Genomic DNA, 14,236 nt, shown 5'->3' on the forward strand with positions numbered 1-14,236 from the left:
TGTGTCCTGATCTTGTAAAAAAGGAGAATCTCGAATGAACTATCGACGTACGATCCATCGCATGCTCACTTCGCTATTGCTCATTTTCGTGGTCCAATCGATGGCCATTGGTGAATCGGAGTACCGCAGGATTGAGCTGCCGCGCAAACGATGCACGGCGATCTCGTCGGTACCTGGCACCGATCGCTGCTTGGTTGGATTTGAGGATGGCGAAATTCTTTCGATCGATAGTGTTACGGAAGAGATCACGCGAATTGCCGACTTAGGCGACTTCACACGTTTCATCGCCATCGATCCGAACTCAGGACATGTGGCGGTGGTAACCCAAGCTCCTCAGAAAAACCCGGTTCGGGTTTTCGTCGCGGACAAACTTGGAGACGGGTTTGAACTGATTTACGAACAGCTCGCCAAACGACTTCGTGCCGCCAATGTCTGGTGGTCGCCGACAGGGGATCAAATGATCGTCAGTTTTGGTAACCCACAACGAGGCTTACCTCACTGGGCTCTTTTTCGCTTCAAGTCTCGCTTGTTAATGAGTGTGTTTCGATCGAAGGAAGCCATTGGAATGGCAGGTGATTTCGGACCTTACAGATCCCCAACGATTGCCTTTACTCACGAGGACTATTTGTTTGCCGTGATCGCAAATGGGAGTCAAGGGTCGCGTATTGCCATGTTTGATGTGGACGAGTTAACGCCGAAGGCTGTCGAGAAGCGGCAAAAGCCAGCATCGGCGCGAGCCACCGCTAGCGTGAAATTCCCAGGAATCGTGCTGGGGCTGTTTCAAGCGACGGCGGATGAAGTCTACGCACTGGTAGAGATGACTGGCAGCTTATCGCCAAACCGTCTGATGGTGCATCGGTTGGTGAGAAAAGGGAACACAATCAAGGCGACGCCAATTTATTCGCTGCCACCTGAATTGTTCCTAGGATGGTCGGTATCAAACCAAAATGTAACGGGCAAATATTTTGATTACAAAACGGATGGCATCGTCGAGTGCGAGGTAGGTATGAATGCAACGATCAGGGTTGTTGACAAGCAAGGCAGAACCGATTTGGCTCACACCCGTCTGCCCTTTCATTTTAGTCCGTTTGTGACTCTTGTGAATAAATCAGCAACCAAAGCGGTTGCTTTAGACAATGGAATTGTTAGAGCAAATGAACCGTCCGGGGCGTCCGTGATCGACCTGCAATCGGGTCATGACACGAAGACCTACTTCTTTCCACCTCGTGAAGGCGCTCGAGGCGCAGGTTGTCTCGCTGGTTCCAACCAACAATTTGTCGCGGTCATCAACCAATGGCCCACATCGGATCGCTACGACCATTTTTCCGCCGACGACCTGAATTCACTTTACTTGGTCCCCATCGACAACCATGAATGATCCAAGCCAATCAATAAGGCTCTGTCGGACGCGGACAGGGTTTACACTGATCGAGACGGTGGTTTCGATTGCTATCATCAGCATTCTGATTGCACTCTCTACCTCAGCAGTGCAGAGTGCCCGCCAAGCCGCTCGGCTCACAGAGTGCATCAACCAAGCTCGGCAAATCGGACTGGCAGTCGAGATTTTTTCAGGTCGCCATCGAGTTTTCCCAACCAACGGCGGCTTTGACGAAAAGGCCGAATACTTCGACAGTGACGGTATCCCCTTCACTCCATCGACGACCGATCTGGTTGATTCTATGGCCTACCACCCTTGGGGTTTGGGCGATCCAACTCGCCCGCCGCGCCGACAAACGGGTTCGTGGGGATATTCCATTTTGAACGAATTGGAACTAGGCAGTATCCTATCCACCGACGATCACAGTGCCTCTGTCGCAATCTACCATTGCCCGTCGCGGCTGCGGCAAACGCCGACTATCACAGTGGATGACAACTATGGAATGTATCGATCGGGTGGCTACACCATGGCCAAAATGGATTACGGCATGAACGATCAACTGGCGCTGACGTTTCCAGAAGTCGCCAATCACTCTGTCGTTCATGATGGTCTGTCTCAAACCGTGCTGTTAGGTGAAAAGGCGGTCGACCCCTCGGTGCAACTGGCGACTTCCTGGTACTGGGACGAACCTTTTTGGGTCGGAGGTTCGAAGGGGACCGCCCGCAGCGGCACTGAGATTTTGATTGACAACGTTGGTGTTCCCTTTCGCCACAACTGGGGATCATCCCATCCAAATGGTGCTGTCTTTGTGATGGCGGACTCAAGCACGCGGTGCCTAACCCGGTCGACAGACAAAGAACTAATGGCGGCATGGATGACCCCAGCAGCGCACGACATGGCCGTGCAAGGCGAATAGCATCGTGCGAATGAAAAAGTCGAAGTCGTTTTGGTTCGCCATTTTGTTCGTTTGCGGCGTGCTGATCGGCGGTGCGTTGGCATCCGAAAAAGTTCACTGCAGCGAACTTCGCTTGGGACGAATCACATCGGCCAGCCGCGACGAGTTCGGCTCTGAAAACGATTCGATCGCCAAGGCAATTTACTGCGGTCATGGTTTTTCGGACCCGTTTGGATTGCGAACCGGCCCCACCGCTTGGATGCCACCGGGGATGCCTTATCTATTGGCAGGAATGTACGTCGTGGCGGATGGCAATCGCCAGCTTGTTTGCACCGCTTTCTTTTGGCTGCAGTGGTCGTTGGTCTTGCTTATTGGACTCAGTGCGGTCGTTTACGGATTTCAATACGGCGGCGCTATCACCATGGCAATGATCTTTTCCATTGGCTGCGTCTCGCTGTACCTGCCTCTCTTCTTTCAAACGCACGCCCATAGTCTCGAAATGATGGCGGTGGTCGCAGCTTTTCTTTCGTTACGCCTGTTGCGAACGCCGACGTTGTCCAACGTACTGTGTTCCGGAATGGTGGGTGGTATGATCGCATGGATCTATCCGGCGGCGGCACTCGCATGGGGTGCGATTGCGGTCTATGAACTTCGCAAATTTCCTTTGTTGGCAATTAATGCGCTACTGATGGCGACGTTGCTGATCTGTCCCTGGCTCAGTCGCAATTATGTGCAATTCGGCAAGCTTTATCCTGTCAAATCCAACTCGTCCTACGAATTGTGGCAAGCTTTGCAAGTCACCAATGCGGGGTTGTTAACGACCGAAATCTTTGCGATGCATCCTCTCAACCCAAGCTCAACCGAGCACCTGCGATACCGGGATTTAGGCGAAACCGCCTACCTTGCAGACAAAGGAGACCAAGCGATTGCACTATTACGAGAATCACCGCTGAAGTGGTTACGGCAAGTGGTTCATCGAATCCATGCCGCCTATCTTTGGCAACAGCCTTGGTTCGAAGCCGACGGTTTCAGCGAAAGGATGTTGCTGCTTCAGCGGCTCTGGAAGCTGGCTGTCACCTTATCGATCGTGGTCCTGATGATTCGTCGGTCAGCTAAAAGAGAAGATGCGATGTTAGCGGCAATGTTGATCCTGGTGATCACGGTTCCCTACGTACTCGTCTCCTACTACGAACGCTACAGTTGGCCGCTGTTTCCGATGCAAGTCCTGGTGGTTTTTCTGGCGGTGCAAAGCGTGACAAACGGTAAACGTTTGCTCCGTTTTCCCGGCGGTCAATCAAAGACTCGCTCAGGATCAGCTAGCGCTTAGCGGTTACGAGAACAGGAAGGCCAATAGGGGGCCACCCATCTACCTACTAATGGAAAGTAGAAGGGGCCATCCAGCTTTTCAGCAAGACGAACGTTGGTGAGGGGCTTCGCCGGGGTCAGGCCTTGTGTACGGTGTTGAAAGGACTCAGTTTACGGTACATTTCTCCCAACGCAAAACTGAGTAGATCGCGAACACCTAATACAAGGCCTGACCTCAGGAGTCCTTGACCCCAGGAGTCCCCAGCAGTAAAGCGACTATATCGCGTTGTACGAAAAATCTGGCGTGCCAATTATTGTTGGAACGGACCATATCTCACTCCAAAGCCATTGGGGCAGCGGCGTAACATTCAGCAACGTTTCCTTTACATAGTTCTGCTTTGTGGTGAAGCTGGCACAAAAGAACTTGTTGCTTGCTGAACCACATCGCAGATGCGACGAAAACCGGTAGGAGTATTTGATGTACAGGTCACTTTCTATTTTGGCTATTTGCGTTTTGGCAAATGCTGTTTTTTTCGGTGCGATGACTGTGAAAGCAGATTTTCCAACCCATGAGATCTTGGTTGATCTCGGCCCGGGAAATGAAACGATTACACGGAGCCTGAACGATGAAATTCAAACGAAATTGTCCCAAGGCTCTTCGAATTTCAATGGCCTAGGTATCGACACACCAATTAATCTTCGTGGTCGAGATTTGCGTGAGGCGGTGATACATCTTGGCCTGCATTTCGTTCATGATGCGGCGTTCGATCGAAACAAGAAAGGGCCACCCAGGTTTTGATTTCGGAAGCAGAAGGGGCCATCCAGCTTTTCAGCAAGACGAACGTTGCTGGAAAGATCAGAGGAGGGGTGAGTTGAGAAAGTCGCGTTGCAATCAAAAAGACCGCAGGGCGTTGGATGGCCCCTTCTTGTTCCGGCCCCTTCTTGTTCCACTTGATCGGTCCACTGAGCAACCACATCAGGCCGACTGCGCAAAACGAGGTGCAGATGATTGCTGAGCACTGTATAGGTCAGGCAATCGACTGCGAAAATCCCCGCCAGAAACTCCAATCGATCACGAATCCAGCCACGGCGATGCTCATAGGATTGACCGGAAAACGGGTCTTCGCCACACAAGAATGCACGTCTTACACAGCGTTGAACTGCGTGGAATACCTGAACTTCAGCGGGATCAGTCACTTCATAGCGTGGTTTGCGTGGCATGACGACCTCCTGGACAAGACTTGATGAGCGAGAATTCTAGCAAATCCCAGCAGTAAGGCAAAACCCGTTGGATGGCCCCTTCTTGCCCAGACAAGACTTGATGAGCGAGAATTCTAGCAAATCCCAGCAGTAAGGCAAAACCCGTTGGATGGCCCCTTCTTGCCCACCTTCTTGCTCCCCTTCTTGCCTTCCGTCCTTACGCTCTTCTGCGTCGACCTACAACCAGCCCGACCAATCCCATTGCCAAAACTGCAACCGAACTTGGCTCCGGGACCGCAACGACGTTGACTGTTCCTCCGGTGAAACTTGGAGTAACGAGCCCATCAGAATCGCTGACGCCGAAAATGTTGGCAGAAATACCAACCGTACTAGAACCTATGGCAGTCGCCAAAAAATCGATCTGCGAATGCAAAAAGAACCCACTAACACTCACATCGCCGAATCCAGTATTCGCATCTGCGATTCCAAGTCCAGTCACGGCAACTGCATTGGAACCAGAAACCAAATCGCCCAATGAACCGGCATTGCTACCATCCCAGCGATTAAATGCGCCTCCAAAGAACGAAGGATTCAAGATTGTGTGAGTTGTCGCCTCTAAAACGGATGGCTGGCTGCTGGTGATATCGATCCCCATACCAACGATTTTCTGATCGGCGAGTGGATCAACCCATAGGTACAACGAACTCGCAGCACCTTCGCCCAGCTCTATATCTACAATGGCATTTGGGTCGTCCATACTCATACTAAGAACAATCGACTGAGCGTTTAGAGCGGACGCCCCTAGCGCCGCGTAAAACGCGAGTATTACCAAAAACTTATTCATCTTAAAAAACTCCAATTAAGTACATGGTGTTGTTGTCAACGTCGCATACTAATAGCCATTACCCACCCGTCAATGCAGAAACGAATGCGCCGATGTCTCCGTTGTTAAAGAATCCGTCGCCGTTCATATCCAGTCGAACGTTTGGATCCACGTTGGGATACATCATCTGGTAGATCGTCGGGTTTAAAAGTGCGTTAACAAATTGCCCGATGTCCCCATTGTTGAAAACCCCGTCGTCGTTTGCATCCCCCAGCAGCACCGTGGGTTCGGGGGAGACGACGGAGAGCCAGTTGAAGTTGAAAAGCGATTTGCCACTGGTGCTGCCAACTTCATCGAACTTGAGTACGACGTCATAGTCCCCCGCTGCGGATTCGATGTAGGCTTCGATCGTTTCGTACTCTTGCCAATTGCCAGTCTCGGGGACGGCGACTTTGCCAACCGGTGTGCCAGCTAAGATGCTTGCAGTCGAAGCACCTGTAGAACCGAGATAGACTTCAATCCAGCCGTCGTCTCGGCCTGCGGGACGAGCGACGCGGAACCGCATGGCGGAGTTTTCCACCAAACGAATGTCGTTGTACCGAGCCCAGTCGCCATCTTCGATATAGCCTTGATTCAGTGTGCCATCGTCGTCGCCGGATTGCTCCTCTTGCAAGCCGGAGAAATCATCCTCGTCTTCGGCTTGGATGATCGTGTAGGGATGATCCTCCGGGTCGAGCAGGACTTCGAAGCAGCAGACCGATTCACCAGGGATCGATGACCACAACGCGCCACTGGAGTTGACCGATTCACGCGTGACAAAACCTTCCACGTCACTCGGGTCGGTCCAGCGAGTTCGCTTCACGTCGGATTCCGAAATCGTGCGGCCCACTGGAGTGATGAAGAGCGGTACGTCCGACGTTCCCTGATTGATCACCCAAACGGTCATCAAGTTGCCTTTGATCAATGCGGCGGTATGGGAAAGCTGGGCCGGCTCTAAAAGGATTTCGAGGGCATTTCCGTAGTTGGATGTTTCACTCAGTTTTTTGAAGATGAAATACTTGACGTTTCTTGTCGGCGTCCCGCTTGGATTCAGGATATAGCAGTGCCCCTGGTTGGTCGTACCGAGTGCCAACCAACCATTGAGGCCAGAGAAACCTGCTCGAATCTTCTCGAGCATGTAATAGAACGAGGTTGTCTCGTTTTCACCCGATGTGCTCTTCCAGCCGTGGACTTCTGTATTCCATATTTCAGTATCAGCAGGAAGAATTTCACGCACTTTGTCAGCGAATTGCTGAGCCGTGCCCGTACGGTTGGTATTGTGACAGGAAGCGATATCCACAGCGTCCCGGCGGGCTTGTGATATATCAAGACTGTCGATCCAACTGGCGCCTTGGGAATAGTTCCAAGCCGATGGAGCGACGATTAACGGCATGTCGGCTGGGTCAAGATTTGCCTTGAGGTATCCGACGATATCGCGAACGTCGCCTGTGGTAATACGAGATCCGCTAAACCCCGTGCTTTGCCACTCGTTGGTCATATCCAAGAAACTAATTTTGAAGCCATAGGACTTCATTAACTCGATGTAGTCTTCCAGATAATAAGCACATTCCTGCCAGTCGAAGTCGAAGTTGCCACTGCCATCGTCGCCAGTTACCCAGCGAGGATAGGGCTGCCAAGCGGCACCGCTGATGGCCTCATTGAGCGGGCGCGGCGATGCGAAGAACTTGATGTCCGGATTGGCATCCTTCATCTCCTGCATCAACGGAATGATTTTGTTCGTGTAAGCGCTGAAGTCAAGGTCGCCCTTTTCCAGCTCGAAGGCAGAGTTGATTGCGACTCGAATGTAGTCGATTCGGGTATCGATCGCGGACCATTTGGCAATCAGGTCGCGTTCTGAACTATTCAATCCGCCCGTCCAATACCAAAGACGCTCATAGTCCATGCCGTAACGCATCTTCTGTTGCTTCATGTTGCCAACAACAAGATCGAAACCAGCCTGTTCACCGACCGCTGTCACAAGCAGTTTTCCATTTGCCCCTGAATTGTCGATCTCAAATGACCAAACGCTTGCATCCACCGAGGAGGCCAGTGCGAGTCCGTTGTCGATAATATCTCCGTTTTCGACTTCCATGACCGTCCAGGTTCCGCCACCGTCTCCCGAAAGATGGTCGACATCGAGGAGCGATCCGCTCTCAAACGTAGCCGATGTCCCCGTCGTATTGGAATTGTCGTGCAGAAAAATGGGCGTGCATCCGCCAACATCGAAACGCACGATCAGCGACGAACCAGAGTGCTGGTGCCAAACTCCGTCAATGTCGTCATTGGCTCCGCCGACTCCAATTTGACTCGGCTGAGACCCCAAAACGGTGAAGTTCCCGGTTCCGGCAGCCGTGGCGTCTCCGAGTTTGACCATGCTACGTGTCACAACAGTACCTGCTGCAATGGTCAAGTTACCCGTACCACTAGCCGAATACTGCCTGTTCGCTCCGAGGTATAGCGAGGCTACACCACTGGCGCGACCAATACGAAGTTCACCGCCATTGACCTCGTAGGATCCGCTTTCGCCGACAGCACTGCCGATTTGAACCGCGTTAATCGTTGCGACCCCACCGGTTTGGACAACATCACCATCAAAGCTGCTGTAGGCAGAAGCCAGCTGAGCGACCTCGAGTGTCCCACCCGAGATATTGAGTGCACCACCTGTCTGGCGGAAGCCACGGAGGTTGGCACTGGTGCCGCTGGAGGCACTGAAATTAACGGTTCCTGAGGAAATGTAGATGTAATCCGTATCGGCAGGCCCCGTCGTGGGACTCCAATTCCCATTGTTTTCCCAAGCGTTATTGACATTCCCGGTCCAGTAAACGTCGGCACCGTAGGAAAGGGAACAGAAAAACAAACCCAGCACTGCCGCAAAGCAGACGTGGATCGAGAATCTAGATAGTAAATTCAACTTCGCCGTCTCCATTCAATTCGATTAATGATGTCGTTACTCAAATCACGGATGTTTACACCGATTGTTTTTGCATCCAAATACTGCAAGTTTGACTTCAATGATGCCCCAGCCCACGCGCAAGCGGCTGTGTGTTTTCTCGTATCAATCCAATGACTAAGGGCCGCTCGCCTGACGTGATTCGCTCAGCACAAGAGCACTCTTAGCGGCAAGTGGCTGTCCGGACAAAAAGCGGTGGCAGAGTGAATTAGCAGTTAGCCTAGGTGTACAAACACACTAAAGTAATGAGGGCTGGTTCAACTTTCTAAACAGAAAATGACAAGAATTTCGACGGTTTTCGCTAATCGCCCGTTCTAGATCTTTAGCGGGATCAAAGGGGACGGGGGCAAACCTGTTCGGCCCAAGAATTGCTAAATCGCTCGCCGCAAATTCTTTTTGAAACGGGGAGAAACAAGCCTCGCATTGGCACGGTTTTTGCGCATGCCGATTGGCAACTTATCGTTTCTGCCAAGTTGTCAATTTTGCGTCGAGTCGTGTCCAGCAAGCCAACCAAACGAAAAACGCTTCCTACCAGACGTCGGCCTGCCAAGAACCAGGAAAGCGAAGGCGGCGACGCAACCTCGAACGCCAACGGCAAGTCCAATGGCGTTCAAAGCAAGGATACCGAGGGACTGAAATATCTCGACATGATTGCGCCTTTGCTGCAAAGGTTACATCAAGACAAGTGCGAAAGAGACAAAGCAGGGAACCGCGAACTGCACTACGACGACTACTGCATGTTGATCTTGCTGTACATGTTCAATCCAACCGTGACTGCCCTCCGCTCGATTCCGCAGGCGAGCGAGCTAACGAAAGTCAAAAAACGCTTGGGTTGCAAGAAAACATCACTCACGTCATTGGGCGAGTCCTCGCGAGTCTTCGACTCCGATCGGCTCAAAGCGATCATTGCTGAACTGGGGGAACAAGCCAACCCGATTGGAAAGCAACAAACACTTCGTGGCATCGACCAAACCATAACACTCGTCGATGGATCGCTGGTTTCGGTTCTCCCAGATCTCATCCAGGCTTCCATCTTAAAGCAAATCGAGGGCAGTGGCTTGGTACATTGGCGACTTCACACTCACTTTGAGGTCGATCGCTACATCCCAACTCGAATCGACGTCACTGCCAATGATGGTGGAGAGAACGACGAACGCGCCGTTCTTGAGCGAACGATCGAAAAAGATCGCTTGTATGTAATGGATCGTGGCTACGCAAAATTCAAATTGTTCAATTCGATCGTCAGCAACAAGAGTAGCTATGTCTGTCGATTGCGTGACAATAGCGTTTACGAAGTCGTCGAAAAGCGAGAGTTGTCCGATGCTGCGGTTGACGCTGATGTGCTGAGTGACGAAATCGTGCTGCTTGGTAAAACCAGCAAGAACTCAGACAAACCAGACCATCCGATTCGCCTGATCCAAATTCGCTGCACGCCCCACAAGAATCGCACGGGTGGAAAAGCGAAAGGCTCAACAGCTCCCAACAGCGATGCATCTTGCGAATCGCAACGAACCTGCTTGACGTTCCGGCGGAGATCCTCGCTCTGGTTTATTCTGAGAGGTGGGTTATTGAAATCTCCTTCCGATTCTTCAAGCAGTTTCTGGGATGCTCGCATCTGATCAGCAACAGCCAGAACGGAATTGAAATTCAGTGCTACTGTGCGATCATCGCGTGCCTGCTGATCAATCTCTGGAACGGTCGCAAACCGACCAAACGGACATTCGAAATGATCAGCTACTACTTCATGGGCTTGGCGAGCGAGGAAGAGTTCACCTCGCATCTTGAGAAGCTCAAGCGGCACGATGAGGAGAAAACAACGCAAGAGTAGAAACGGCCCAAGGAGCATTGCGATGAATGTTCACTGAGTTGAATGCTGCGCGATCGCCGGGGCGAATCACAGTGACTTTTCGCAGTGACCCTGACGTCGCATCGAAGTCACGCACCCCTGCGGGTTTTCGCTACACGCAGCAAGCGGAGTGCCGAACAGTATTGGGCAGGAGCCGTTTTGGTTGACTCAGACATGTTATGACATGTTATCGACCGGAAAAATCCCCCTTGCCCTGGGAAGTTTTTTTGCGGTATACCGGGTGCCACGCTTTTCGCGTTTTTCATTGATCGAAGGGACTTTTTGATGCAGCGTTTCTTTGCTGGCATGGTTTGCGGAGCTGTTCTCCTTTACACCGCAATGCATTACCACATTGTCCGCGGCAAAGAAGGTGTTTTTCTCGTCCCAAAAATCAGCAACAACCTTTCTGACACCTACGTCGATATCCGCGACTTCCATCTTGGTGATTGGCAAGACCACAAACCTCTCGCCGCTGCAATGGTCAAGAATGACCAAGGCGAAATGCTCGAAGGCTCGTCAATGAATAGCTTTCGCAGCCAAGTCGATGCGTTGGTCAACGGTCTTTTTGACTGACCAATTAGGTCTAGCGTTTCACAAATAAGCCAACAAGTCCACAAACGACCTTACTCCTACTGAACGTATGGAGCGCCCGCTGCGGCATAAAACGGTTCCTTGCTGGCTTCCCCCAAATCCGTAACCTCACCAAGCTCGGCCCCGACATCCAAGAGCAACTCCGCTTGCTCCCGCCCTGCGCCACCGGCCAAGCCCCACTCACCTAACGCGAATGTTGGCTGTCACCATGGAAGCCCGGTGCGGAAATGGATACTTCTTGGGTTGCGCTACGCAAGCTATTGGTCCTGGTAAACGCACAACCTTAAATGCGTCAAAACCCACTCAAAGGTCAATGATTGCAGATCAAGAACTCGCCCCCCGGTTGTACGTCCGCCCGCACTGCTAAGAAACAATTTCGTTTGTTGTAGGCGAAGGAACAATTAGCTTATCCCACCCGATTGAGAATTCCGGTTTCATTTGCAATTCTCTGCTTTTTTGACGCTTGTTTTGGCCTAGGTTTTATTTAGCAAATTCGCGTTCACCGATAAACCTGCGTCGACACTATTTGAAATTTGGGGCTTTCAATACTCAGACGCCTACGATTTGAGAAGCAACACTGAGATGAAGATCAAGACGAAAATCATGACACTGACGCTGTGTGGTACCGTAGCCATGGCAGCTGGAATAGTTGGGCTCGTGCAATACAAAAAGGCTAAATGCCGAGAGGTTTTGCTTGCTGGAAGCGAGAGGCAAGCCGCCGAACAATGCGAAACCATCGCCAAAGACATCTATCAGATTCTTGAAATACAGCATCAATCGGTGAAATACAAAGTCGCAGCGGACTTAAATGTTGCGCGTGATATTTTGGAGCACTCAGGTGGAATCGAGCAAGCATCGGAGACCATCAAATGGACCGCGATCAACCAGTACAGCAAAGAGCCGCTGAACATCGAGTTGCCTCAAATGCAAGTCGGCAACCAATGGCTTGGACAAAACAAGTCAATCGCGAAAAAGTCCCCCATTGTTGACCGTGTTCAGTCGCTGGTCGGAGGCACTTGCACGATCTTTCAGCGTATGAATAAGGACGGCGATATGCTGCGCGTCTGTACGAATGTTGAGAACACCGATGGAGCGCGCGCGATTGGCACTTATATCCCAGCCATCAACCCGGATGGCACACCCAATCCCGTGATCTCCACGGTCATGAAAGGTGAGACGTTTCACGGTCGCGCTTATGTCGTCAATGCTTGGTACATCACCGCGTACGAGCCCGTTCGTGACGGTAGTGGGAGCATCGTTGGCGTACTGTATGTCGGACGCAAACAAGAAGACATTCCTGAAATTCGCGAATCAATCGTTAATACAGTTGTCGGAAAAACGGGCTACGTCTATGTCTTGGCTGGCAAAGGTGAGAACCGAGGCGAGTACATTATCTCAAAGGGTGGGGAACGTGATGGTGAGAACATTTGGGACGCCAAGGACGAGAATGGGAATCCCTTTATCCAAAACGCGATCAATCACTGCGTCGCTGCGGCAGCTAAGAATTCAGTGATCGAAAAGTACTCTTGGAAGAACAAAGATGAAGAAGCCTCACGCTCGAAGGTTGTCGCCTGCGTCTATTTCGAGCCTTGGGATTGGGTCATTGGAGCCGGTGCTTACGAGGAAGATTTTGCTGATGCATTTACGAGTGTTAACCATACACTTAATTCACTACTCATGTGGACACTGGCTAGCTCGGGAATACTGCTGATCGTGATTGGAGGGATCGCTATTTGGACGACAAACAGTATTACTCGCCCGATCGATGCGATCACTGAGAATCTACGCGATATTGCGGATGGCCAAGGCGACCTGACTAAACGTATTTCGGTGACCAGCAAGGATGAAGTTGGCGAAATGGCAAAATGGTTCAACTGTTTTCTTGAACAGATGCAGGATCTCATCGGCCAGATGGTAAGCAACGCGAGCCAAGTCGCCGCAGCATCGAGTCAACTAACGACAACAGCGGCCGATTTATCAAGAGGTGCAGACGCGACCACCACCCAGTCGACAACAGTGTCGGCTGCGGCAAGTGAAATGACGGACCAGATGGGAAGTATGGCGAGCTCCGCGGAACAAATGTCTGCAAACGTGAAGACAGTTGCGGCGGCGGTTGAGCAAATGACAACAAGCATCAGCGAAATCGCTCAAAATGCAGAGCAAGCTTCTTCAGTCGCTCACGACGCAGCACACTTGGCCGAGACAAGTAAATCGACGATTGGTCAACTTGGGTCCACCGCTGACGAAATTGGCAAAGTCATTGAGGTCATTCAGGACATTGCCGAACAGACTAATCTGCTGGCATTGAACGCCACGATTGAAGCGGCACGAGCAGGCGAAGCAGGCAAGGGGTTTGCTGTCGTTGCTACTGAGGTGAAGCAACTTGCCAAGCAAACCGCGGTAGCCACACAGGATATCCGCTGTCGAGTCGAAGGAATCCAAGGAAGCACCGGGGATGTCATTCGATTGATCAACGAGATTAGCGGCGTGATAGGCCAGGTCAGCAACGTGTCAACAACCATTGCATCAGCAGTGGAAGAGCAGAGTATCACGACGCAAGATATCGCACGTAGCGTGACGGAGACATCGCAAGCGGTGGATTTTGTCTCAGAGAGCGTCGTTCGATCAGCGACTTCAAGTCGGGAAATCACTTCTAGCATCGTCGGAGTTGACGAGGCTGCACGTCATACCGCTGTAAGTGCGGGGCAAACACGACAAGCAGGCGAAGAACTGACCCAACTAGCAGGCGCACTGCACAGCTTGGTCAGCGTGTTCCGGGTTTAGTGGAACAGAAAATCTGTCATGTGGCAGATCATTCGGAGGCTTTTAAGGTCATGGGCAAACCACGGCACAAGAAGGGGCGGGGCACAAGAAGGGGCCATCCCTCTACCTACCGGCACAAGAAGGGGGGGGCACAAGAAGGGGCAAGAAGGGGGGCAAGAAGGGGCCATCCCTCTACCTACTAAGGGCACAAGAAGGGGCCATCTCTCTACCTACTAAGCAAGGATCCTATCTGAAAGAGTCTTTGCTTCGGACATGCTCCCCCTTTGGAGGGAAGGGCAAGAAGGGGCCATCCCTCTACCTACTAAGCAAGGATCCTATCTGAAAGAGTCTTTGCTTCGGAAATGCTCCCCCTTTGGACGCGATCGGAGTGGGAACCCTCCCTTCCTGCGAGCGCACATGCATCTTTACAGCATCGACCGCGCAGC

At 51.7% G+C, this 14,236-nt stretch carries 8 protein-coding genes and 2 pseudogenes; 7 read left to right on the forward strand and 3 right to left on the reverse strand.

All coding sequences use genetic code 11. The annotated features are described in order from the left end of the window. Positions 1-34: 34 nt before the first annotated feature. The 3 genes from CA13_RS30890 to CA13_RS30900 are packed head-to-tail and all read left to right on the forward strand — an operon-like array spanning position 35 to position 3,600. Positions 35-1,378, forward strand: a complete 1,344-nt coding sequence (locus CA13_RS30890) for a hypothetical protein (protein ID WP_146403992.1) — start codon at positions 35-37, stop codon at positions 1,376-1,378. Beyond that, the gene (locus CA13_RS30895) at positions 1,371-2,294 is read left to right on the forward strand and encodes a DUF1559 family PulG-like putative transporter (protein ID WP_146404577.1); all 924 of its coding nucleotides are present in this window, start codon (positions 1,371-1,373) and stop codon (positions 2,292-2,294) included. The genes CA13_RS30890 and CA13_RS30895 overlap by 8 nt, the downstream gene beginning before the upstream one ends. A 10-nt stretch (positions 2,295-2,304) precedes the next feature. Next, positions 2,305-3,600, forward strand: coding sequence for a hypothetical protein (locus tag CA13_RS30900; RefSeq protein ID WP_146403993.1), 1,296 nt, complete (start codon positions 2,305-2,307; stop codon positions 3,598-3,600). A gap of 728 nt (positions 3,601-4,328) precedes the next feature. On the opposite strand, the gene CA13_RS35950 is transcribed toward CA13_RS30900, so the two are convergent. The 3 genes from CA13_RS35950 to CA13_RS30915 all read right to left on the reverse strand — a co-directional run bounded on the left by CA13_RS35950 (position 4,329) and on the right by CA13_RS30915 (position 8,551). After that, the gene (locus CA13_RS35950) at positions 4,329-4,799 is read right to left on the reverse strand and encodes a hypothetical protein (RefSeq protein WP_419195191.1); all 471 of its coding nucleotides are present in this window, start codon (positions 4,797-4,799) and stop codon (positions 4,329-4,331) included. A 196-nt stretch (positions 4,800-4,995) separates the two neighbouring features. Then, positions 4,996-5,622 carry a PEP-CTERM sorting domain-containing protein gene (locus CA13_RS30910; RefSeq protein WP_146403994.1) on the reverse strand — a complete coding sequence of 209 codons (627 nt, stop codon included), beginning with the start codon at positions 5,620-5,622 and terminating at the stop codon, positions 4,996-4,998. Positions 5,623-5,680: 58 nt separating this feature from the next. Continuing rightward, entirely contained in the window at positions 5,681-8,551 is a 2,871-nt protein-coding gene (locus tag CA13_RS30915; RefSeq protein WP_419195192.1) for a carbohydrate-binding protein, read from the reverse strand. A gap of 794 nt (positions 8,552-9,345) precedes the next feature. Here CA13_RS30915 and CA13_RS35955 point away from each other — a divergent pair. The 4 genes and pseudogenes from CA13_RS35955 to CA13_RS30930 all read left to right on the forward strand — a co-directional run. After that, a pseudogene (locus tag CA13_RS35955) lies at positions 9,346-9,831 on the forward strand (transposase); the annotation flags it as partial. A 185-nt stretch (positions 9,832-10,016) separates the two neighbouring features. Further along, positions 10,017-10,205 (forward strand): annotated as a pseudogene (locus tag CA13_RS35960) (transposase); the annotation flags it as partial. Positions 10,206-10,721: 516 nt separating this feature from the next. Further along, complete coding sequence (locus tag CA13_RS30925; protein ID WP_146403996.1) at positions 10,722-11,009, forward strand: hypothetical protein; 288 nt, start codon at positions 10,722-10,724, stop codon at positions 11,007-11,009. A gap of 600 nt (positions 11,010-11,609) precedes the next feature. Then, the gene (locus CA13_RS30930) at positions 11,610-13,811 is read left to right on the forward strand and encodes a methyl-accepting chemotaxis protein (protein WP_146403997.1); all 2,202 of its coding nucleotides are present in this window, start codon (positions 11,610-11,612) and stop codon (positions 13,809-13,811) included. Positions 13,812-14,236 lie beyond the last annotated feature (425 nt).

This window comes from Novipirellula herctigrandis, assembly GCA_007859835.1.
GTDB classification, from domain to species: domain Bacteria; phylum Planctomycetota; class Planctomycetia; order Pirellulales; family Pirellulaceae; genus Novipirellula_A; species Novipirellula_A herctigrandis.

Bases quoted from the DNA above. Each gene is read 5' to 3' on its own strand.
- CA13_RS30910 (WP_146403994.1), bottom strand. From the start codon at position 5,622: ATGAATAAGTTTTTGGTAATACTCGCGTTTTACGCGGCGCTAGGGGCG.
- CA13_RS30895 (WP_146404577.1), top strand. From the start codon at position 1,371: ATGAATGATCCAAGCCAATCAATAAGGCTCTGTCGGACGCGGACAGGG.
- CA13_RS35950 (WP_419195191.1), bottom strand. From the start codon at position 4,799: ATGCCACGCAAACCACGCTATGAAGTGACTGATCCCGCTGAAGTTCAG.
- CA13_RS30925 (WP_146403996.1), top strand. From the start codon at position 10,722: ATGCAGCGTTTCTTTGCTGGCATGGTTTGCGGAGCTGTTCTCCTTTAC.
- CA13_RS30890 (WP_146403992.1), top strand. From the start codon at position 35: ATGAACTATCGACGTACGATCCATCGCATGCTCACTTCGCTATTGCTC.
- CA13_RS30930 (WP_146403997.1), top strand. From the start codon at position 11,610: ATGAAGATCAAGACGAAAATCATGACACTGACGCTGTGTGGTACCGTA.
- CA13_RS30900 (WP_146403993.1), top strand. From the start codon at position 2,305: ATGAAAAAGTCGAAGTCGTTTTGGTTCGCCATTTTGTTCGTTTGCGGC.